22 protein-coding genes are annotated in these 18,688 nt (G+C 71.1%); 7 read left to right on the forward strand and 15 right to left on the reverse strand.

What is annotated here, in order from left to right:
* Positions 1 to 22: 22 nt before the first annotated feature.
* The 11 genes from AC3EN4_RS00720 to AC3EN4_RS00770 form a co-directional block, all read right to left on the reverse strand.
* Positions 23 to 943 carry a RecB family exonuclease gene (locus tag AC3EN4_RS00720; protein WP_435204032.1) on the reverse strand — a complete coding sequence of 307 codons (921 nt, stop codon included), beginning with the start codon at positions 941 to 943 and terminating at the stop codon, positions 23 to 25.
* 44 nt (positions 944 to 987) lie between these two features.
* Positions 988 to 1,602 carry a MarC family protein gene (locus tag AC3EN4_RS00725; protein ID WP_421474411.1) on the reverse strand — a complete coding sequence of 205 codons (615 nt, stop codon included), beginning with the start codon at positions 1,600 to 1,602 and terminating at the stop codon, positions 988 to 990.
* 41 nt (positions 1,603 to 1,643) lie between these two features.
* On the reverse strand, positions 1,644 to 2,516 hold the full coding sequence (locus AC3EN4_RS00730; protein ID WP_435204033.1) for a PHP domain-containing protein: 873 nt from the start codon (positions 2,514 to 2,516) through the stop codon (positions 1,644 to 1,646).
* A gap of 79 nt (positions 2,517 to 2,595) precedes the next feature.
* Complete coding sequence (locus AC3EN4_RS00735) at positions 2,596 to 3,798, reverse strand: hypothetical protein (protein ID WP_435204034.1); 1,203 nt, start codon at positions 3,796 to 3,798, stop codon at positions 2,596 to 2,598.
* Between the two features lie 56 nt (positions 3,799 to 3,854).
* Entirely contained in the window at positions 3,855 to 4,667 is an 813-nt protein-coding gene (locus tag AC3EN4_RS00740) for a SigE family RNA polymerase sigma factor (RefSeq protein WP_435204035.1), read from the reverse strand.
* Positions 4,668 to 4,770: 103 nt separating this feature from the next.
* The gene (locus tag AC3EN4_RS00745) at positions 4,771 to 5,646 is read right to left on the reverse strand and encodes a PH domain-containing protein (RefSeq protein ID WP_422738184.1); all 876 of its coding nucleotides are present in this window, start codon (positions 5,644 to 5,646) and stop codon (positions 4,771 to 4,773) included.
* 6 nt (positions 5,647 to 5,652) lie between these two features.
* Positions 5,653 to 5,811, reverse strand: coding sequence for a hypothetical protein (locus AC3EN4_RS00750; protein WP_007455302.1), 159 nt, complete (start codon positions 5,809 to 5,811; stop codon positions 5,653 to 5,655).
* 116 nt (positions 5,812 to 5,927) lie between these two features.
* On the reverse strand, positions 5,928 to 6,638 hold the full coding sequence (locus AC3EN4_RS00755) for a DUF6758 family protein (protein ID WP_435204036.1): 711 nt from the start codon (positions 6,636 to 6,638) through the stop codon (positions 5,928 to 5,930).
* 47 nt (positions 6,639 to 6,685) lie between these two features.
* On the reverse strand, positions 6,686 to 7,309 hold the full coding sequence (locus tag AC3EN4_RS00760; protein ID WP_435204037.1) for a TrmH family RNA methyltransferase: 624 nt from the start codon (positions 7,307 to 7,309) through the stop codon (positions 6,686 to 6,688).
* A 39-nt stretch (positions 7,310 to 7,348) separates the two neighbouring features.
* Entirely contained in the window at positions 7,349 to 7,852 is a 504-nt protein-coding gene (locus AC3EN4_RS00765) for a hypothetical protein (RefSeq protein WP_435204038.1), read from the reverse strand.
* A gap of 169 nt (positions 7,853 to 8,021) precedes the next feature.
* Positions 8,022 to 8,537, reverse strand: a complete 516-nt coding sequence (locus AC3EN4_RS00770) for a MaoC family dehydratase (protein ID WP_435204039.1) — start codon at positions 8,535 to 8,537, stop codon at positions 8,022 to 8,024.
* A gap of 548 nt (positions 8,538 to 9,085) precedes the next feature.
* Here AC3EN4_RS00770 and trxA point away from each other — a divergent pair.
* The 3 genes from trxA to AC3EN4_RS00785 all read left to right on the forward strand — a co-directional run bounded on the left by trxA (position 9,086) and on the right by AC3EN4_RS00785 (position 10,971).
* The gene (trxA, locus tag AC3EN4_RS00775) at positions 9,086 to 9,448 is read left to right on the forward strand and encodes a thioredoxin (RefSeq protein WP_387127714.1); all 363 of its coding nucleotides are present in this window, start codon (positions 9,086 to 9,088) and stop codon (positions 9,446 to 9,448) included.
* A 153-nt stretch (positions 9,449 to 9,601) separates the two neighbouring features.
* Positions 9,602 to 10,042, forward strand: coding sequence for a hypothetical protein (locus tag AC3EN4_RS00780; protein WP_435204040.1), 441 nt, complete (start codon positions 9,602 to 9,604; stop codon positions 10,040 to 10,042).
* A complete protein-coding gene (locus AC3EN4_RS00785; protein ID WP_435204041.1) occupies positions 10,039 to 10,971 on the forward strand; it encodes an HTTM domain-containing protein in 933 nt (310 codons plus the stop codon). Before AC3EN4_RS00780 ends, AC3EN4_RS00785 begins: the two co-directional genes overlap by 4 nt.
* On the opposite strand, the gene AC3EN4_RS00790 is transcribed toward AC3EN4_RS00785, so the two are convergent.
* Positions 10,935 to 11,354, reverse strand: coding sequence for a thiol-disulfide oxidoreductase DCC family protein (locus tag AC3EN4_RS00790; RefSeq protein WP_422738178.1), 420 nt, complete (start codon positions 11,352 to 11,354; stop codon positions 10,935 to 10,937). The two genes, AC3EN4_RS00785 and AC3EN4_RS00790, sit on opposite strands and share 37 nt — an antisense overlap.
* A gap of 92 nt (positions 11,355 to 11,446) precedes the next feature.
* Between AC3EN4_RS00790 and AC3EN4_RS00795 the strand changes: the two genes are divergently transcribed.
* Together AC3EN4_RS00795 and AC3EN4_RS00800 are read left to right on the forward strand one after the other, a co-directional pair.
* A complete protein-coding gene (locus AC3EN4_RS00795; protein ID WP_435204042.1) occupies positions 11,447 to 13,513 on the forward strand; it encodes an intein-containing Rv2578c family radical SAM protein in 2,067 nt (688 codons plus the stop codon).
* A gap of 26 nt (positions 13,514 to 13,539) precedes the next feature.
* Positions 13,540 to 13,947: a CoA-binding protein gene (locus AC3EN4_RS00800; RefSeq protein ID WP_435204043.1), complete on the forward strand. Its 408-nt coding sequence runs from the start codon at positions 13,540 to 13,542 to the stop codon at positions 13,945 to 13,947.
* Between the two features lie 106 nt (positions 13,948 to 14,053).
* Here AC3EN4_RS00800 and AC3EN4_RS00805 read toward each other — a convergent pair whose 3' ends face one another.
* Positions 14,054 to 15,250: an acyl-CoA dehydrogenase family protein gene (locus AC3EN4_RS00805; RefSeq protein WP_422738176.1), complete on the reverse strand. Its 1,197-nt coding sequence runs from the start codon at positions 15,248 to 15,250 to the stop codon at positions 14,054 to 14,056.
* 175 nt (positions 15,251 to 15,425) lie between these two features.
* Here AC3EN4_RS00805 and AC3EN4_RS00810 point away from each other — a divergent pair, with 175 nt between their 5' ends.
* Positions 15,426 to 15,962, forward strand: coding sequence for a DUF4190 domain-containing protein (locus AC3EN4_RS00810; RefSeq protein WP_435204044.1), 537 nt, complete (start codon positions 15,426 to 15,428; stop codon positions 15,960 to 15,962).
* Between the two features lie 12 nt (positions 15,963 to 15,974).
* Here AC3EN4_RS00810 and AC3EN4_RS00815 read toward each other — a convergent pair whose 3' ends face one another.
* Entirely contained in the window at positions 15,975 to 16,871 is an 897-nt protein-coding gene (locus AC3EN4_RS00815) for an SDR family NAD(P)-dependent oxidoreductase (protein WP_435204045.1), read from the reverse strand.
* 117 nt (positions 16,872 to 16,988) lie between these two features.
* Between AC3EN4_RS00815 and AC3EN4_RS00820 the strand changes: the two genes are divergently transcribed.
* Positions 16,989 to 17,534, forward strand: a complete 546-nt coding sequence (locus tag AC3EN4_RS00820; RefSeq protein ID WP_435204046.1) for a DUF4190 domain-containing protein — start codon at positions 16,989 to 16,991, stop codon at positions 17,532 to 17,534.
* Positions 17,535 to 17,608: 74 nt separating this feature from the next.
* On the opposite strand, the gene AC3EN4_RS00825 is transcribed toward AC3EN4_RS00820, so the two are convergent.
* Positions 17,609 to 18,565: an HpcH/HpaI aldolase/citrate lyase family protein gene (locus AC3EN4_RS00825; RefSeq protein ID WP_435204047.1), complete on the reverse strand. Its 957-nt coding sequence runs from the start codon at positions 18,563 to 18,565 to the stop codon at positions 17,609 to 17,611.
* Between the last annotated feature and the right edge of the window lie 123 nt (positions 18,566 to 18,688).

Below are 18,688 nucleotides of genomic sequence, written 5' to 3' on the forward strand. Positions count from 1 at the left end.
GCGCGCGGGCTTCCGAGAGCGGTCAGCCGTCGGTGGACCGTTCCACGGCCGCCCACGGTTCCTTGCCCGGCGTCTGCGCCCCGGTGGGACAGTGCCGCCGGTAGTCGCACCAACCGCAGCGCGGCCCGGGTGCCACCGGGAACGCCTCGTCGGCGTCACCGCCGTCGGCGACGACCCGCTCGGCGGCCATGATGTCGCGGGCGGTGTCCTCCGCGCGGGTCAACTGGCGGGCCAGCGACTCGACGGTGTGGTCGTGAGCGGCGACCGTGCCGGTCGGCAGGTGGTGCAGCTCAACCCGGCGGCACGGCTTGCGGAACACCCGCTCGGCCGCGTACGCGTAGAGGGCCAGCGCCTGCGAGCCCCGGGCGTCATCGGCGTCCAGCCCGGTACGGCCCGTCTTGTAGTCGACGATGACCAGCTCCGGCCCCTCGGGCCCGGGGCGGGAGTCGATCCGGTCGGCGCGGCCGTTGAAGGCCAGGACAGCGGTCTTCACCGCCACCACCCGCTCGACGCCCAGCGGGTCGGTCTCCGGATCCAGCGTCTCGACGTACGCCTCGAGCCAGCTCAGCGCCCGCCGGTAGGCGGCCCGCTCCTGCTCGTCGTCGCGGTAGCCCTCCCGGACCCAGGTGCCCTTGAGCAGGGTGGCCAGCGCCTCGGGGCGGCGTCGGTGGGCGGGCAACGCGTACCAGTTCTTCAGGGCGGTGTGCACGCTCGCGCCGAGCGAGTTGTGAGCCCAGGGCGGACCCTTCTGCGGTGCGGGCCGGTCGACGTAGGAGTAGCGGTAGCGGCGCGGACAGTCGGCGTACGTCCCGAGCTTGCTCGGGGTGCAGACGAACAGCCGTTCCGGCATCCCCTCGAAGCCGAGCTGCTCGCCGCCGCCGGGGCGTTGCTGAGGCGCCCGACCGCCGGCGGCGGGGCGTGGGGATGAGGAGGCTCGTCGCACGCCTGCGATCCTGCCATCCACCCCCGACATCCGGAGTGTGCCGGTCAGGTCATGTTCACGTAGTGCGTGACGAAGGCGGCCACCGCGTCGGCGATGAGCTGGACGGCGATCGCGGCCAGGAGCAGGCCGGCGATCCGGGTCAACACCTCGATGCCTCCGGGGCGCAGGATCTTGACGATGCCGCCGGAGAAGCGCAGCACGATCCACACGGCGACCATGACGGCGAGGATCGCGGCGGCGATGGCGGTGAAGTCGCCCAGCCCGTCGGCCTGCTGGACGAAGAGCATGGTCGCCACGATGGCGCCCGGTCCGGCCAGCAGCGGGGTGCCCAGCGGCACCAGCGCGATGTTCGAGGTGACCTGCTGGCTGGGGTCGTCGGCCTTGCCGGTCAGCAGTTCCAGGGCGACAAGTACGAGCAGCAGTCCACCGGCGGCCTGCAACGCGGGCAGGTCCACGTGCAGGTAGTCGAGCAGCGTCTGCCCGGCCACCGCGAAGATCACGATCACCCCGAGGGCCAGCGCGACGGCCTGCCACGCCGCCCGGTTACGGTCGCGCGCCGGCAGCGGCCCGGTCAGCGCCAGGAAGATCGGCATCATGCCCGGCGGGTCGGTGATCACCAGCAGGGTCACGAAAACTTCGCCGAACAGCTTCAGATCCACGCGATCAACCTAGCCGCGCCGTGATGGGCGAAATACGCGGATCACCCCGAAGCGACCTCGGTCACCCCGGCGTCGACGATCCGCTCGTACGCCTCGACGCTCGTGCTGAACGCGCCGAGTTGGACGGTCTTGTGGGTGCCGTGGAAGTCGGAGGAACCGGTCACCAGGAGGCCCAGTTCGGCGGCGAGCGCCCGTACGTGCTCTCGCTCGGCGGGGCTGTGGTCCTCGTGGTCGGCCTCGAGCCCGGCCAGCCCGGCGGCGGCCAGCTCGGCGATCAACTCGTCCGGCACCACCCGGCCGCGTCGGGTGGCCCGGGGATGGGCGAACACCGGTACGCCCCCGGCGGCCCGGACCAGCCGGACGGCCCGGAAGACGTCGATGTCCTCCTTCGGCAGGCGATACCGCTCGCCCAGCCAGTCCGGCCCGAACGCCGCACGGGTGTCGGCGACCAGGCCGGCGCGGATCAGCGCCTGCGCGATGTGCGGGCGACCCACCGTCCCGCCGGCCGCGCCGGCCAGGATGTCCGGCCAGCTCACGTCGATGCCGTCGGCCCGCAGCAGCGCCACGATCCGCTCACCGCGCTCCTCGCGGGCGGTACGCACCCGGGCCAGCTCTGCGACCAGCTCCGGGTGCGCCGGGTCGAACAGGTAGGCCAGCAGGTGCAGTGGTATTGCCGGCTCCACGCCCGCCCAGCGGCAGGACAGTTCGGCGCCCCGAATCAGGAGCAGGCCGGGCGGCAACGCCCGTACGGCCGGCGCCCAGCCCGCGGTGGTGTCGTGGTCGGTGACGGCCAGCACGTCCAGACCCGCCTCGGCACCGGCGTGGACCAGTTCGGCCGGCGTCAGCGTGCCGTCGCTGGCGGTCGAGTGGGCGTGCAGGTCGATCCGGGGCGCGGAGCCGGTACGCGAGGTCACCTCCCGACGCTACCGAGCGGACCCGAAGCAGACTCGCGTAGGTCGGAGCGACTCCGGCACCCACCCGGGCCCGCACGGGTCAGGAGCCGCTGACCAGGACCGGCCGGTCGCCGGGTTCGAGGCCGGCCACGGGGATCGGCTCGGCCTGTTCGCCGGCGCGGACCCGCCGGACGTCGACCCGGACCAGCTGGCCCGAGTTGTCGACGTAGGAGACGTCCGAGCCGCTGGTCCAAGCGATCGCGCCGCTCACCGCCGGTCCGGCCGGTACGGCGTCCAGCGTCGTACCGAGCCGCGCCAGGTCGACCAGCAGGGAGCGTTCGGCCGCCCCGACCCTGCCGTTCACCAGGAGCCACCGCCCGTCGTCGGACATCCCGCCGAGGCCGTCCGGGCTCAACTGGGTGCCACAGGCGGTACGCGCCGCCTTCGTGGCCCGCTTCGGGTCGAGCAACGCCAGACAGGTCCCGGCCACGGAGTTCGCCGGCACCTGGCCGACCAGCCGCCCGTCGGGCAGCGAACCGTAGACGTTCAGCGTGTCCTGCTCGGGCACCGCCGTCAGCTCGTCCGCGCCGGGCCGCCACAGCGCGTGACCCGGCCGGTTCGGGTCGAGCCGGACCAGCACGCTGTTGCCGACGAACCGGACGGGTTGCGCGCTGTCCGGCACCGCGATACGCACCGAACCGATGAGCTGGGTGCCGACGACTCCGGCCACGAGCAGGTCGCCGCCGTCCCGCCAGGCGACCTGGGTGGCGTCGGGCGCGAGGACGATCTGACCCGCGCCGGCCAGCAGCACCTGCACCAGGCCGTCGTCCTGGGCCACCCAGAGGGAGCGCCCGGCGGTGGTCGGCGCCCCGACCACCAGCAGACCTTGGTCGTTGGGCAGCCGGTGCGCGCGTTCGGCGGGGCCGACACCGGGCAGCGACAGGCGCTTGCCGTCGGCGTCGATCAACGCCCCGGCGAGGAGCAGGCCGTTGGGCGCATCCGGAGTGGGCGAGGGTGCGCCGACGCTGGCCGTGGGGAGCGGTCGGGCCGACAGGTCCGGGTCGCCGATCACGACGATGGGCGGCCCCTGCTGGTCGGTGCCACCGGAGAGGTGGGTCATGCCGGCGCCGATCAGCACGGTGGCGACCACTCCGAGCGCGACACCGGTTCCGGCCCGCCGCCGGCGGATCCGGTTGGCACGTCGGATGGCCTGACCCGCCGGGTCGGCGGCCAGCGGACGGGTGACGGCGACCTGGTGCGAGAGGGCCTCCCGCACCGCACCTTCGAGCTGGTCACGTCGCACCTGAGAAGGACGCTGCGGACCGCCCGTCAGGTTGTCGGGGAGCCGCGGAAATCCGCTCACTGTTGCTCTCCGGGGCCGGTGCCGACCGGCACGGCCACCGGAGCGGTGGGCAGCTCGACCACCGGGGCGATCGGCTGGGGCGCGGACGGACGCGGCGCGACCGGCCCGGCCTCGGCCTGACCGGTGTCGGGCGGCGGCGTCACCGCGGGAAGGGCTCCGGTCATCCCGCCGACCGGACCGGACGGGGTCGCCGCGACACTCCCACCGGACCGGGCAACCTCGGCGCCCTCGCGGCCCCGGGCGGCAGCAGCGCCCCGGCCGGACCGAGGGGCGGTGCCGTTCCCGGCAGACCGGGGTGCGGCGGCCAGATCCGGCGTGTCGGTGCCCATCCGGCGGCGCAACGTGGCCAGCGCCCTGGACGCCTGGCTCTTCACCGTGCCGGGGGAGATCTCCAGCAGGGCCGCCGTCTGCGCCTCCGACAGGTCCTCGTAGTAGCGCAGGACGAGCACGGCGCGCTGCCGGCTGGGCAACTCCCTGAGGTGCCGCCAGAGCAGGTCGCGGTCGAGCTGCTGCTCGATCTCGTCGAGTCCTGGGCGCTCGGGCAGCACCTCGGTGGGACGTTCACCGTGCCAGCGCCGCCGCCACCAGCTCGTCGACGTGTTGACCATCACCCGCCGGGCGTACGCCTCGACCGCCTCGATCCCGCCCAGCCGCTTCCACGCGAGGTAGGTCTTCGTCAGCGCCGTCTGGAGCAGGTCCTCGGCCGTCGCCCAGTCGCCGGCGAGGAGATAGGCGGTACGGAGCAGGGCGGCGGAGCGAGCCGCGACGAACTCGCGGAACTCCTCCTCCAGGGGATCCCTGCTCGCCACCACACACCTCCGCACCCGAACCGTCCTGGAAGAGTGCCACGTCAGCGGCGTTCCGGTCCATGACGAAAGGTGCGCACTTACTCCGATGTTCGGACGAAAACTTTCACGCCCCGTCGTCGGCCTTGGCCTCGTCGGCCTCCTTGCCCAACCGGGCCTCGACCGCCTGCGGCTCGTACATCTCTTCGACGACGCGTAGGTAGAGCTCGTTCGGGTTGGGCAGATTCTTGATTTCCCGCAGCGCCTGCTCCTGGCCCGCGGACTCCAGCACGAAGGTGCCGTAGTTGAGCGCCCGGCCGGTCGGGGTCTGCTCGTACTTCATGTCGGTGACCCGGACCAGCGGCATCATGGCGACCTTGCGGGTGACGATGCCGTTGACCACCATGACCCGCTTGTTGGTCAGGATGAACCGGTCGTACCACCAGTCGGCGACCTTCCACGCCACCCAGCCCATGACGGCGAACCAGAGCAGCACCGCGATGGTCGTCAACGCGCCCACGTTCTGCCCCGCGAGGAAGCCGGACAGGTAGCCGAGCACGAAGGTCGCCGCGATGCCGATCAGCAGCGGGTTGGTGAGGTGGATCCAGTGCCGCTTCCACTCACCCCGGTAGCGCTCGGTGGGGAAGAGGTAGCGGGCCACCAGCGAGCTGGGCTCGTCCTCCAGCGGCAGGACCCGGCGGGGTGTCGACCCCATGGCGTCGGCGCGCAGCCCCGCCAGCTCCTCCTCGGAGATCTGGGGCGGCTGGTTGGCGGCGTCGGGATCACGGATCCAGGCCCGACCGGACCGCCCCTCGCCGGCATAGCCGGGCCCGTCGCCGTAGCCGACGTCGTCCGAGAGGGAGGGCCCGTCGGACAGGCCGGGACCGGCTCCGTAGCCCGGGCCGTCATCGGGCCCGATCCGCGGGATCGGCTCGGTGTCGCGCTCGCGGCGTTCCCGGTCGGGGTCGTCCGGGTCGAAGGGTGGACCGGAGGGGCTGCCCATCGGCGGCTAGGCGACGAGGCTGGTGAAGAAGTCGCCGAACCCCTGGGCGATGTCCATGATCCCGCCGCCCAGCGACTTGAACACATCAGCCGCAGAGTTTGGCCGATAGGCGACGAAGAAGATCAAGAATGCGATTCCGGCCCAGGTGAGGACCTTCTTGACCATGGCGGGCCATCCTCTCGCGCGGCGCCGGGTCCCATTACCGCAGCGGCACCCAGAGTATCAGTGTGGTGTCGTACAGTGAATATCTGCGTCCGTTCTCCGTCAACCCGGAAAAGTTGTCAAGCTCTCCCGGACAGGTACGGGGACGGTGCGCCGTACACGAGTTCGGGCGGAGTCCACTCGGTCAGGTCGTGCAACACGACATCCTCCGCGAGCAGATGACCCGCACTCGCCGGCCAGGCTATCGCATGCAGCCACATTCCCCGAGCCTCGCCGGCGTACGCGCTTCGATCCGTCGGAGAATTCACCAACCACAGTGGAGTCGGATGACCACCGACCCTGATCCTGGCCTGCCCGACGTGCTCGGGGTGCCCCGGCCCGGGGTCGGTCAGCGCGTCGGCGAGCTCCGGTCCCGGATCGGGCCCGGCCAGGCCGGCGAGTCGCGTACCCAGGCCCACGCCCGGTTCCTCGGCGACGAACACCAGATCCGCCGGGCCGTCGTCGAGCGGCGCGGGCCCCGCGCAGGCCACCGCAGTGGCCCGTACGCCGGTGCGGTCGTCCCCCGCGTACGCCACGCCGGTGAGGGTCCAGCCGGGCGGCAGCGGCCACGGACACCACAGTGGCGTCCCGGATGGACCGGGTGCCGCGGCGATCCGTTCCACCACGCTCGCGACGATCTCCGCACCGATGTGTTCGGGTACGTGCAGCGGCGGCACGGGTCCGCAGCGCAGGCACCTCGACTCGGTGTGCATCAGATCCGGCGCCCGCACCGGGCCCCCGCATCTCGGACAACTCACCGCGACACTCACATCCCCACCGTCACCCCGCATCGCCGACACGTCAAGCCGGAGCGCCGATCGCGCCGGTGGGACGCGGATCAGTCCGGCGGTGGGCCGGCGTGCGTCCGGATCCACGCGTGCATGGCGATGCCGCTGGCCACGCCCGCGTTGATGGACCTCGTGGAGCCGTACTGCGCGATGGAGTGGAGTTGGACGCAGGCGGCCCGGGCGGGCGCGGACAGCCCCGGACCCTCCTGACCGAACAGCAGCACGCAGTCACGCGGCAGGACGGCGGTCTCGATCGGCCGGGAGCCGGGCAGGTTGTCGATGCCGAGCACGGGCAGCCGTCGCCCCGCCGCCCAGGCGACGAACTCCTCGATCGTCTCGTGGTGCCGGACGTGCTGGTAGCGATCGGTCACCATCGCGCCGCGTCGGTTCCACCGACGCCGACCGACGATGTGCACCTCGGCGGCGTTGAACGCGTTGGCGTTGCGCACCACCGTGCCGATGTTGAAGTCGTGCTGCCAGTTCTCGATGGCGACGTGGAAGCCGTGCCGCCGCCGGTCCAGGTCGGCGACGATCGCCTCGTGCCGCCAGTAGCGGTAGCGGTCGACGACGTTGCGCCGGTCGCCCTCGGCCAGCAGTCGCGGGTCGTAGCGCGGGTCCTCGGGCAGGTCCCCCGGCCAGGGGCCCACACCCACCTCAGGCTGGTCGTCGGTCACGGTCATGAGAGAGTACGGCCACCCCGGCGCCCCGCGATCTCAGCCCAGGCCGAGCGCGTCGCCGAGCCGGTCCAGGAAGCGTCGGTCCGCCGGGCTGGCCGGATGCCCGTCGAGGCCGGGCACCGCCCGGCAGACGCGGGCCGCGACCGACTGCACCCACTGGCGGTACGCCGCCGAATCGGCCGGATCCGCGCGCCGACGCAGCACCCGGGTCGCCGCCCGACAGGCGGCCAGCAGGTCCACCAGATCGGTGAGTCGCTCGGCGGAGGTCGGCGCGCCGTCGTGGCGGGCGTAGATCGCGGCGACCACGGCACGGACCAGGTCGCTGTCGAACCCACGGCCGGCGGCCACCGCGTCCAGGCCGGCCAGTCCGGCGCGCACCCCGCGTTCGGGGCGGCCGGCGCCGGGCGCGGCGGCGGCCACGAGGACCCGAGCGGGCAGGCTGGTGAGCAGATCCCACTCGGCGGCGGAGTAGACGGCGGTGGTCAAGGGTGCGGCACGGCGACCGGCAGAGGGCGGCTCTCCGGCGACGGAGTGGCTCATCGGAACCTCCGGCGACGGAGTGGCTCATCGGAACCTCCGGCGACGGAGTGGCTCATCGGAACCTCCGGCGTCAGCATAAGCCCCCGTAACGGCAACAGGGCCGCCACCGGCGGAACATGCCGTCCGCTGACCGCGCCCGGCGATGTTCGCCCCCCCCCCCCGGGCGCGGTCAGCGCGGCGTGGGGAAGCTGGGCCGCTCCGGGTCCACCCCGTCCGGCACGGCACTGGCCGCGTAATCCTTCTTGGGGACCATCACCCGGCGGCGGAAGACGCAGACCATCGTGCCGTCCTGGTTGTAGCCCCGGGTCTCCACCGAGACCACCCCCCGGTCGGGCTTGGAGCCGGACTCCCGCTTGTCCAGCACCGTCGTCTCGCCGTAGATGGTGTCGCCGTGGAAGGTGGGCGCGACGTGGCGCAGCGACTCCACCTCCAGGTTGGCGATGGCCTTGCCGCTGACGTCGGGCACCGACATGCCGAGCAGCAGCGAGTAGATGTAGTTGCCGACCACCACGTTGCGCTGGAACTGGCTGGATGTTTCGGCGTAGTGCGCGTCCAGGTGCAGCGGGTGGTGGTTCATGGTGAGCAGGCAGAAGAGGTGGTCGTCGTACTCGGTGACGGTCTTGCCCGGCCAGTGCCGGTACACCGCGCCGACCTCGAACTCCTCGTAGTAGCGGCCGAACTGCATCCTGGTCCCCTTCGACGGGCGGCGATGGAGTTCGGCACAGCATGCCTTACCGGTGGTTAAGGCGACGGTCGGGGCGGGACCTCGGCGGAAATGTCACACCGGTCACTCACCCGGGGGGAGACGCAATGAGCGGCGGGGCCCTCCCCGGCACCCGCCGCCCACGCTCTGATGTGAAGAAGTCTGCCCTACGGTGCCGTAGCTTCAACAGAGATCGCGGTCACATTTATCTTTTTGTAACACTACTCTCGGTGACGAGGGCGAGGTTGATCAGCGATCTCCGCAGGCCGGATACCTCCTTGTCAGGGCTCAAGTTACCGATTCGTAGCGCTCAATCGGGTGGATCTCCCTGGAAACGCTCCCATTACCGCAGGTCACGCAAGTGCGTCGTGCACTTGCGTTCCGCAGGAGGAGATGAACTGATGTCGCTCGATGGTCGTCGGCGCCCCCGAGCAGCCCCGCGCACGTTTCGCCCGCACCGGCCCGGGAATTCGTTACGGTCAGCCCTGGTTCTACGGGACGCAGACAACCCGCGGTGATCGGAGAGTGCAATGGCAACCGTTGAGCTGACCTCGGCGAACTTCGACGAGGTGACCGGCAGCGACGGCATCGTCCTGGTCGACTTCTGGGCCGACTGGTGTGGTCCGTGCAAGCGGTTCGCCCCGGTCTACGAGCGCTCCTCGGAGAAGCACCAGAACATCGTCTTCGGCAAGGTCGACACCGAGGCGCAGCAGGAGCTGGGCGCGAAGTTCGACATCCGGTCGATCCCGACGATCATGGCGATCCGCGACGGCGTCATCGTCTTCGCGCAGCCGGGCGCCCTTCCCGAGTCCGCGCTGGAGAACCTGATCGAGCAGGTCGAGGCGCTGGACATGGACGACGTCCGCAAGCAGCTGGCCGAGCACAACCACTGAGCCGCCCCGCGGCGGCACGCGGAGGCCGGACCCGGTTCGGGTCCGGCCTTTCGTCGTACCCCGACACCCGCTCATGATCACCGACCCGGCTATCCGGAACTGACCATCGGTGGGACCCGAGACGGCCGGTACATCCCGTATCGTCACCACCCGATGGAGACCCTGACCACCCGTGGGCGCGTGACCCGGCTGGGCGTGACCGCACTCGGTCTCGTCCTGCTGCTGCTGGGCACGTTCTGGGGTAGCGACGACGACTTCCCGTTCGGCCCGTTCCGGATGTACGCCACCTCGAACCCGCCCAACGCGCCCGCCCCGGACACCCGGGTGGAGGGCGTGAACAGCACCGGAGCGGTGGTCGACCTCGACCAGAACGCGACCGGCATCCGCCGCGCCGAGATCGAGGGCCAGCAGAGCCGGTACGCCGCCGACCCGGCGCTTCTCGCCGAGGTCGCCGACGCGTACGCCGAACGTCACCCGGACGCCCCCGATCTGGTCGAGGTCCGCATCGTCATCCGCTGGCACGGCATCCGCGCCGGCCGACCCACCGGACAGCACACCGACGAGACGGTCGTCAGCTGGCAGGTCCCCCGATGACCGGCTGGCTGACCGAGGCGGTGCCGCGCGGACGGATCGCCGCCTTCCGGACCCTGATCTACCTCTTCGTCGCCGCCGACCTGGTGGTCTTCACCCCCTGGGTACGCACCAGGGCCAGCGTGCCCGGCGAGCTGTACCAGCCGCTGCTGGTCGGCCGGCTGCTCCCGCTGCCGACACCGACCCCGACGGTGGTGGCGGTGATCTTCTGGGGGCTCCTGCTCGCCGCCCTGCTCGCCGCGACCGGCCGGGCGCCCCGGCTGCTCGGCTGGACGGTCTGCGCGCTGTACCTCGAGTGGATGATCATCGCGATGAGCTACGGGAAGGTCGACCACGACCGGTTCGGCCTGCTCGTCGCGCTGGCCGTGCTGCCGACCGCCGGACGGGCCCGGCACGGCGACACCACCCGCACGGAGGCCGGCGGCTGGGCCCTGCGCGTCACCCAGATCGCGGTGATCTGCACGTACTTCCTGGCCGCCTTCGCCAAGCTGCGCTTCGGCGGACTGGACTGGCTGACCGGCTCGGTGCTCGCCCGGGCCATCATCCGACGCGGCACCGACCTGGCCGACCTCATCGCCCAGGTGCCGTACCTGCTGATCATCGCCCAGTTCGGCATCGTGGCCTTCGAGCTGCTCAGCCCCGTGGTCTTCCTGCTACCGGCGCGCTGGCGACTGGCCATGGTCGGCTTCTTCTACTCGTTCCACGTGGTCACCATCGCGACCATCACGATCTCGTTCGCGCCGCACCTGGCCGCGATGACCAGCTTCCTGCCCCTGGAACGGGTACGCCCGCTGGTCTGGGCACGCCGGCTCGCGGGCCGTGAGCCTCGGACGCCGACGACCGAACCCGCCGTACCTGCGCCGGACGTCGACGCGGGGCCGCCGCCCAGCGAGGCTCAGGCGCCGGTGGTCGGCCGGCCGGCCGGGCCGTAGAGCCGTTCCCTGGCCTCCTGGGGCAGGGAACACGCCGCCGTACCGCCCGGGAGGCGGTGCCTGTTACGGGCCACCCAGCGGTACACGGGCCAGGCCGCCGCCCGTACCGGCGGGAACTTCAGGCCGGCCCCGGCGACCCGCCAGAGCGGGCCACTCGCGGCGAGCAGCTTCGCGATGGCGTCCGGACCGGCGGCGCGGGCGCCGTCCGCCCCCACCCACTGCACGGCCTCCTCGCACTCCGCCACGGTGAGACCGAGCGCGTCCAGGTCGCTGAACTGCCAGGGCACCACCCGTGCGCTGGTGGGGATCCGACGTTCGATGAACTCTGCACAGGTCGTGCAGAACGCGCAGTCACCGTCGTAGACGAAGGTCGACGTGTCCATGCCGTCCATCCTCCCCCGTGGCAACGCCGATCACTCACGGGTGTCCGGCGGGTCACTTGCGCAGACCTCGTACACATGTTCGAATAGTGCCCATGCGCTGGGACAACCTCACCGCTCCCCCGGTCGAGGGAGACCCCGAGAGGGCAGCGCCAGCGACGCCACCCCTGCCGCTGGCGCTGCCCGGCGCCGTCGTCCGCACCTTCGACACCCCCGAGTTCGCCGGGATGACGTTCCACGAGGTGCAGGCCAGATCCATCCTCAACCGGGTGCCGGGCCAGTCCCGCGTCCCCTTCGAGTGGACCATCAACCCGTACCGAGGATGCAGCCATGCGTGTGTTTACTGCGTCTCGGGCGACACCCTCATCCTGATGGCAGACGGACGCACGAAGCCGATCAGTGAGCTCGAGCCCGGCGACCGCATCTACGGGACCGAGCGACGCGGTGCTTACCGCCGATACGTCGTCACCACCGTCCTTGACAAGTGGTCCACCGTGAAACCCGCATACCGGGTCACGCTGACGGACGGCACCACGCTCATCGCCAGCGGAGACCACCGATTCCTCTCCGATCGTGGCTGGAAGTACGTCACCGGGGCGATGCAGGGCGTCGGCCAGCGCCCCTACCTGACCACCAACAACCGCCTCATCGGCACAGGCCGGTTCGCATCCGGGCCAAAGGAGTCACCTGACTATCGTCGTGGTTACCTCTGCGGAATGATCCGGGGCGACGCCCACCTCGGCACCTACTCGTACCCAAACGGGGTCGTGCATCGCTTCCGTCTGGCGCTGATCGACGACGAGGCGTTGAGTCGGAGCGAGCGCTACCTCGCCCAGGAGGGCATCGAGACACGACGCTTCTCATTCGCACCGGCCAGCGCCACCCGGCAAGCCCTGTCGGCCATCCGCACCTCCAAGCAGCGGGACATTGAGAAGATCACCGAGCTGATCCAGTGGCCGGCTGCCCCCACCGACGAATGGCGTCTCGGCTTCCTGGCAGGGGTCTTCGACGCCGAGGGAAGCTGCAGTAGAGGCGTCCTGCGCATCTGCAACAGCGACGGCGCGATCCTCGACCAGACGACCGCAGCGCTGCGCCGGTTCGGCTTCACCTGCGTGCTCGAAGACCCCGGCAAACCCAACCGGGTGCGGCAGATCAGAGTGACCGGAGGTCTTCCCGCTCGGCTTCGGTTCTTCCACCTCACCGATCCGGCCATCACCAGAAAGCGCTCGATCGAGGGCGCCGCACTGAAATGCAAAGCCGACCTCAGGGTTGTCGACATTCAGGCTCTCGGGCTGGAGTTGCCGCTCTGGGACATCACCACCGGCACCGGCGACTTCATCGCCGACGGCGTGGTGAGTCACAACTGCTTCGCCCGAAACACTCACACCTACCTCGACCTCGATGCGGGTGCGGACTTCGACCGGCAGGTGATCGTCAAGGTCAACGCCGGTGAGTTGGCACGGCGCGAGCTGGCCGCGCCGAAGTGGCGGGGCGCGCACGTCGCGATGGGCACCAACGTGGACTGTTACCAGCGCGCCGAGGGTCGTTACCGGCTCATGCCGCAGATCATCGCCGCCCTGCGGGACTTCGCCAACCCGTTCTCCATCCTCACCAAGGGCACGCTGATCCTGCGTGACCTGCCCCTGCTGCGGCAGGCGGCCGAGGTGACGAGCGTCGGCATCTCGTTCTCGGTGGGCTTCGTCGACGACCAGCTCTGGCGCGGCGTCGAGCCGGGCACGCCGCACCCGAGCCGTCGGCTGGACGCGGTCCGCCGGCTCACCGACGCCGGCTTCTCCGTCGGGGTGCTGATGGCGCCGATCCTGCCCGGCCTCAGCGACGGCGAGGAGTCGATCGACGCCACGGTCTCGGCGGTCGCCGCCGCCGGTGCGACGAGCGTGACCCCACTGGCGCTGCACCTGCGCCCCGGTGCCCGCGAGTGGTACGCGCAGTGGCTCGCGCGGGAACACCCGCACCTCGTCCCGCGCTACCGCGAGCTGTACCGCGCCGGCGCATACGCCCCGCAGGCGTACCAGCGGGAGCTGACCGCGCGAGTGCGGATCGCCGCCCGTCGCCACGGGCTGCTCCGGGGTGAGGTGGGCGACAACCGCCGCCTGCCCGAGCCGCCACCACCACCGGTCGCCGAGCAGCTCGCCCTGCTGTAGCCATCGGGCGGCGCTACAGTCGGCGGGTGCGTACCGCTCAGCAGATCCTCGCCGACTCCGCCGTGATCGCCGTCGTGGGAGCGTCCCGCGACCCGTTGAAGGCCGCGCACAGCGTTCCGTTGCAGATGCAGCGGTACGGCTGGCGGATCATCCCGGTCAACCCGACCGTGGACGAACTCTTCGGCGAGCGGGCGTACGCCTCGCTGGCGGACATCCCGCACCCGGTCGATCTGGTGGACGTGTTCCGGCCGGCCGCGGACGCCGTGCAGGTGGTCCGGGACGCGGCGGCGATCGGCGCGCCGGCGGTCTGGCTGCAACTGGGCATCGTGTCGGCCGAGGCGCGGCGGATCGCCGAGGAGTCCGGCATGGAGTACGTCGAGGACCGCTGCCTCATCATCGAACGCGCCGCCGGAAACCTGACCCGCCTCCCCTGACCCCGCCGTCCTTTCCCCGCGATCTTGCACTTTCTGTCGACTTTCTGCCCCGCGATGCACCTTATGTCGCCACACAAACTGCAAGATCGCGGGATGCAGCAGGGGGTTAGAGCTTGTATTCCTTGAGCAGGCCTCGACTGATGATGGTCTTTTGGATCTCCGAGGTGCCTTCGCCGATCAGCAGGAACGGGGCCTCGCGCATCAGCCGCTCGATCTCGTACTCCTTGGAGTAGCCGTAGCCGCCGTGGATGCGGAACGCCTCCTGGACGACCTCGGCGCAGTACTCGGAGGCGAGCAGCTTGGCCATGCCCGCCTCGACGTCGTTGCGCTGGCCGGCGTCCTTGAGGCGGGCCGCGTTGACCATGAGAGCGTGTGCGGCCTCGATCTTCGTACCCATCTCGGCGAGCTTGAAGGCGATCGCCTGGTGCTTGGCGAGGGGCTGCCCGAAGGTCTTGCGCTGCTGGGCGTAGCTGACGGCCAACTCGAAGGCGCGCAGCGAGATGCCGCAGGCGCGGGCGGCCACGTTGACCCGGCCGACCTCGATCCCGTCCATCATCTGGTAGAAGCCGCGGCCGACCTGGTCGGCGCCGCCGAGGATCGCGGAATCCGGCACGGTCACGCCGTCGAGCACCATCTCGGTGGTCTCGACGCCCTTGTAGCCCATCTTCTCGATCCGGCCGGGGATGGTCAGGCCGGGCGCGGTCTCGCCGAAGCCCGGCTCCTTCTCCAGCAGGAACGTGCTCATGTTGCCGTACACCGAGTCGGCGCCGGTGTCGGTCTTGACCAGGGTGGCGACCACCGAGGAGTACGCCCCGTTGGTCAGCCACATCTTCTGCCCGTTGAGGACGTAGGTGTCGCCGTCCCGGACCGCCCTGGACTTGATCGCCGAGACGTCGGAGCCGGTCTCCGGCTCGGACATCGAGAACGCGCCGCGCACCTCGCCCGTCGCCATCCTCGGCAGCAGGCGGGCCTTCTGCTCGGCGGAGCCGTGCTGGGAGATCAGGTACGCCACGATGAAGTGGGTGTTGACGATCCCGGAGATCGACATCCAGCCCCGGGAGAGCTGCTCCACCACGAGGGCGTACGTGAGCAGCGATTCGCCGAGCCCGCCGTACTCCTCGTCGATGGTGAGGCCGAACAGCCCCATCTCGCGCATCCCGTCGAGGATGTCGGTGGGGTACTCGTCGGCGTGCTCGAGCCGTTGGGCGTGCGGGATGATCTCCTTGTCGGCGAACTCCCGGACGGTCTCCAGGATCGACTGCTGCACGTCGGTGAGGCCGGGCGTCTGGGCGAGTCGGGCCATCTCAGCCTCCGGGGATCAGCGCACTACTCGTGGGTAACTGAACGCTCGGTCAGTATCGGTCTCCCGGCCGAACAGGCCAAGGTGACCAGTCCACACAACCGCTGTGAAAAGGTTCACCGCTCCGGGTAGCGTCCGGCAAGAAGGACTTTTCCGGCACGGCAGGAGGAGGACAGCCGTGAGCCACCCGCCGCCGTCGGGACCGCCCGGGGACGAGCCGCCGCCGTCGCCGTACGAGCCACCCCGGGACCAGTCGCCGTACGCGCCACCGCCGCCCGGCCAGTCGCCGTACGCGCCGCCGCCGGACCAGTCGTCGTTCGGGCCACCGGAACGCTCTCCGTACGGGCCGCCGGCCGACGAGCCGTCACCGTACGAGCGGCAGGGGCCGCACCAGCCGGCGCACTGGAGCCAGCAGCCGCCGTACCCCCCACAGGGCCCCTACGGTCAGTACGGCCCGCCGCCGTCCGGGCCCGGTCGCGGCACCAACATCCTGGCGATCCTGTCGCTGGTGTTCGCCTTCGTGTTCCCGCCGGCCGGCGTCGTCCTCGGCCACCTCGCCAAGCGGCAACTCCGCACCAGCGGCGAGGAGGGTGACCAGCTCGCCACCTGGGGCCTGATCCTCGGCTACGTGTTCACCGCGCTGACCCTGCTGGCCTGCTGCGGCTGGCTGGCGCTCGTCATCCTGGGCAACACCGGCGACAGCCGCGGCTACTGACCCGCCGCGACGTCAGCGGAACCGAGCCTCCCGGACGCTGTTACCGCCGTCCACCACGAGCATCTGACCGGTGATGTACGACGCTGCCGGCGAGCAGAGGAAGCTGATCGCGGCGGCGACCTCGTCCGGCGTGCCCGGTCGGCCGACCGGGGTGCCCAGACCCTGCTTGATCTCGGCCATCGTGGACGCCGCCGTGTAGATGGTGCCCGGCGCGACCGCGTTGACGGTCACCCCGTCGGCGATCATCTCCATGGCCAGCGCGCGGGTCAGCCCGACGACACCGGCCTTCGCGGCGGCGTACGCGGCCTCGGTGGGCAGGGCGTTGACCGGCCCGGCGGTGGCCGCCAGGTTGACGATCCGTCCCCAGCCCCGCTCGGCCATCCCGCCGATGAACGCCCGGCTGCACAGGAACGCGGTGGACAGGTTGCGGTCGATCTCGCCGCGCCACTCGTCGTAGGTCAACTGCGCGACCGGGCGCAGCACCCCCTGACTGGCCCGGCTGGCCAGGCCGGCGTTGTTGACCAGCACCTCGACGTCGCCCAACTGCTCGGCCACCGCGTCGGCCAGCGCGCCGACCTCGGACTCGTCGGTGAGGTCCGCGACGAACCCGGTCACGCCCAGCTCACCGGCCCGCTCGTGGATGCGCCGGGTGGTCGACACGATGGCCACCCGCGCGCCCAGGTCGACGAGCCGGCGTGCGGTGGCGTACCCGATGCCGTCCGCGCTGCCCGCGCCCGTCACCAGGGCGACCCGACCGTCGAGCCGCATGGTCACCGGATCGGCGAGCGCCACCGGCTCATCGGCGCCGGTCGACGGGGCCACCCGAGCGCGCCGGGTCGCACCCGGGCGGCTCACGTCCCGTCGCGGTCGGCTGCCGGAACGGTCCGCGGCACGCGCGTCGATTGCCATGCCCGCGATCCTGCCCGTTACGACCGGCCCGGGCAACGCGGCACCCGGGAGCGGGGGCGTCGGGTTTGGTCACTCCTGGCTACTCTGACGGCGCAACCGAGCCGACGGAGATCACGCATGACCAATCCCCCGCCTCCCGGCGACTGGAACGACCCCACCTGGTCGACTCAGCCGTCGAGCACACCGCCGGACCCCACCCTGGTGGCCGGTCAGCCGGTGCCCGCCCAACCCGGGCCCGTGGACCCGTACGCGCCGGTCGACCCGTACGCGGGCGCGAAGCTGGCGCCCGGCGCGCCGGTGCCCGGTTACGCGCCGCCCGGTTACCCCGCGCCCGGATACGCCCCGGCGGGTTACCCGCCGCAGTACCCCGGCTACGGCTACCCGGCCCCGCGCAAGACGAACGGGCTGGCCATCGCGTCGCTGGTGCTGGCCCTGGTCGGCCTCACCTCGTGCGGTATCACCGCGCCGATCGGGGCGATCCTCGGGCACGTCGCGCAGAAGCAGATCCGGGCCAGCGGCGAGGACGGCGAGGGGATGGCGAAGGCCGGCATCATCGTCGGCTGGATCATCACCGCGCTGATGGTGCTGGGGATCGCCGCGTACGTCGCGATCATCATCTTCGCGGTCGCCAACGGCAGTTCCAGCAGCAGCAGTAGCTACTGAGGTGGGGCCGGTGGGCGTACCGCCGGATGCCGGACCGGGTCGCCGGCCGGCGGCGGTCGACCCGGCCCGGCCACTCACTCGGCCGGCGGGGTGAACGACGAGGTACGGCTCATGCCCGCGGCGCGGCCCTTGGCGGCGATCACCAGCGCCATCTTGCGGGACGCCTCGTCGATCATCTCGTCGCCGAGCATCACCGCGCCGAGCTTGCCGCCGGCCTCCGACGTGTAGTGCTCGTACGCGTCGAGGATCAACTCGGCGTGGTCGTAGTCGGCCTGCGCCGGCTGGTAGACCTCGTTGGCGGCGTCGATCTGGCCCGGGTGCAGCACCCACTTGCCGTCGAAGCCCAGCGCGGCCGACCGCTTCGCCACCTCACGGAACGCGTCGACGTCCCGGATCTGCAGGAACGGCCCGTCGATGGCCTGCTTGTCGTGCATCCGGGCGGCCATCAGGATGCGCATCAGGATGTAGTGGTACGGGTCGCCCGGATAGTCCGGGATCAGCCCGCCGACCACCAGCGACCGCATGTTGATCGAGGCCATGAAGTCGGCCGGGCCGAAGATGATGGTCTCCACCCGGGGCGAGGCGGCCGCGATGGCGTCCACGTTGACCAGACCGGCGGCGTTCTCGATCTGCGCCTCGATGCCGATCCGGCCAACCTCGAGGCCGAGCGTCTTCTCGATCTGGGTGAGCGTCAGGTCCAGCCACTGCACCTGGCCGGCGTCCTGCACCTTCGGCAGCATGATGCAGTCGAGGTTCGCGCCGGCGCCCTCGACCACCTCGATGACGTCCCGGTACGTCCACGGGGTGGTCAGGTCGTTGACGCGTACCACCCGGGTCTTGCCGGCCCAGTCCCCGTCGTTGAGGGCGGCCACGATGTTCTTGCGCGCCTCCGGCTTGGCCAGCGGGGCCACCGCGTCCTCCAGGTCGAGGAACACCTGGTCGGCGGGGAGGCCCTGCGCCTTGCCGAGCATCTTGACGCTGGAACCCGGTACGGCCAGGCACGACCGGCGGGGACGACCGACTGCGGCCATGGATGCGCTCCTTCCAGCGACCGGCGGGCACGCCGACGCCACCTGAATGCGAGGAAAACTTAACGATCCCAAAGGGCGTGGTGACGCCACGGTAACCTCGCGCCATGACCGCGGTGAATGGAC

The sequence above is a fragment of the Micromonospora sp. bgisy143 genome (assembly GCF_057708145.1).

What these genes read in the sequence shown, in the direction of transcription:
- AC3EN4_RS00765 (WP_435204038.1), bottom strand. Translation starts at nt 7,852, where the DNA reads ATGAGCCACTCCGTCGCCGGAGAGCCGCCCTCTGCCGGTCGCCGTGCC.
- AC3EN4_RS00755 (WP_435204036.1), bottom strand. Translation starts at nt 6,638, where the DNA reads ATGCGGGGTGACGGTGGGGATGTGAGTGTCGCGGTGAGTTGTCCGAGA.
- AC3EN4_RS00785 (WP_435204041.1), top strand. Translation starts at nt 10,039, where the DNA reads ATGACCGGCTGGCTGACCGAGGCGGTGCCGCGCGGACGGATCGCCGCC.
- AC3EN4_RS00770 (WP_435204039.1), bottom strand. Translation starts at nt 8,537, where the DNA reads ATGCAGTTCGGCCGCTACTACGAGGAGTTCGAGGTCGGCGCGGTGTAC.
- AC3EN4_RS00745 (WP_422738184.1), bottom strand. Translation starts at nt 5,646, where the DNA reads ATGGGCAGCCCCTCCGGTCCACCCTTCGACCCGGACGACCCCGACCGG.
- trxA (WP_387127714.1), top strand. Translation starts at nt 9,086, where the DNA reads ATGGCAACCGTTGAGCTGACCTCGGCGAACTTCGACGAGGTGACCGGC.
- AC3EN4_RS00805 (WP_422738176.1), bottom strand. Translation starts at nt 15,250, where the DNA reads ATGGCCCGACTCGCCCAGACGCCCGGCCTCACCGACGTGCAGCAGTCG.
- AC3EN4_RS00780 (WP_435204040.1), top strand. Translation starts at nt 9,602, where the DNA reads ATGGAGACCCTGACCACCCGTGGGCGCGTGACCCGGCTGGGCGTGACC.
- AC3EN4_RS00795 (WP_435204042.1), top strand. Translation starts at nt 11,447, where the DNA reads ATGCGCTGGGACAACCTCACCGCTCCCCCGGTCGAGGGAGACCCCGAG.
- AC3EN4_RS00750 (WP_007455302.1), bottom strand. Translation starts at nt 5,811, where the DNA reads ATGGTCAAGAAGGTCCTCACCTGGGCCGGAATCGCATTCTTGATCTTC.
- AC3EN4_RS00790 (WP_422738178.1), bottom strand. Translation starts at nt 11,354, where the DNA reads ATGGACACGTCGACCTTCGTCTACGACGGTGACTGCGCGTTCTGCACG.
- AC3EN4_RS00815 (WP_435204045.1), bottom strand. Translation starts at nt 16,871, where the DNA reads ATGGCAATCGACGCGCGTGCCGCGGACCGTTCCGGCAGCCGACCGCGA.
- AC3EN4_RS00825 (WP_435204047.1), bottom strand. Translation starts at nt 18,565, where the DNA reads ATGGCCGCAGTCGGTCGTCCCCGCCGGTCGTGCCTGGCCGTACCGGGT.
- AC3EN4_RS00820 (WP_435204046.1), top strand. Translation starts at nt 16,989, where the DNA reads ATGACCAATCCCCCGCCTCCCGGCGACTGGAACGACCCCACCTGGTCG.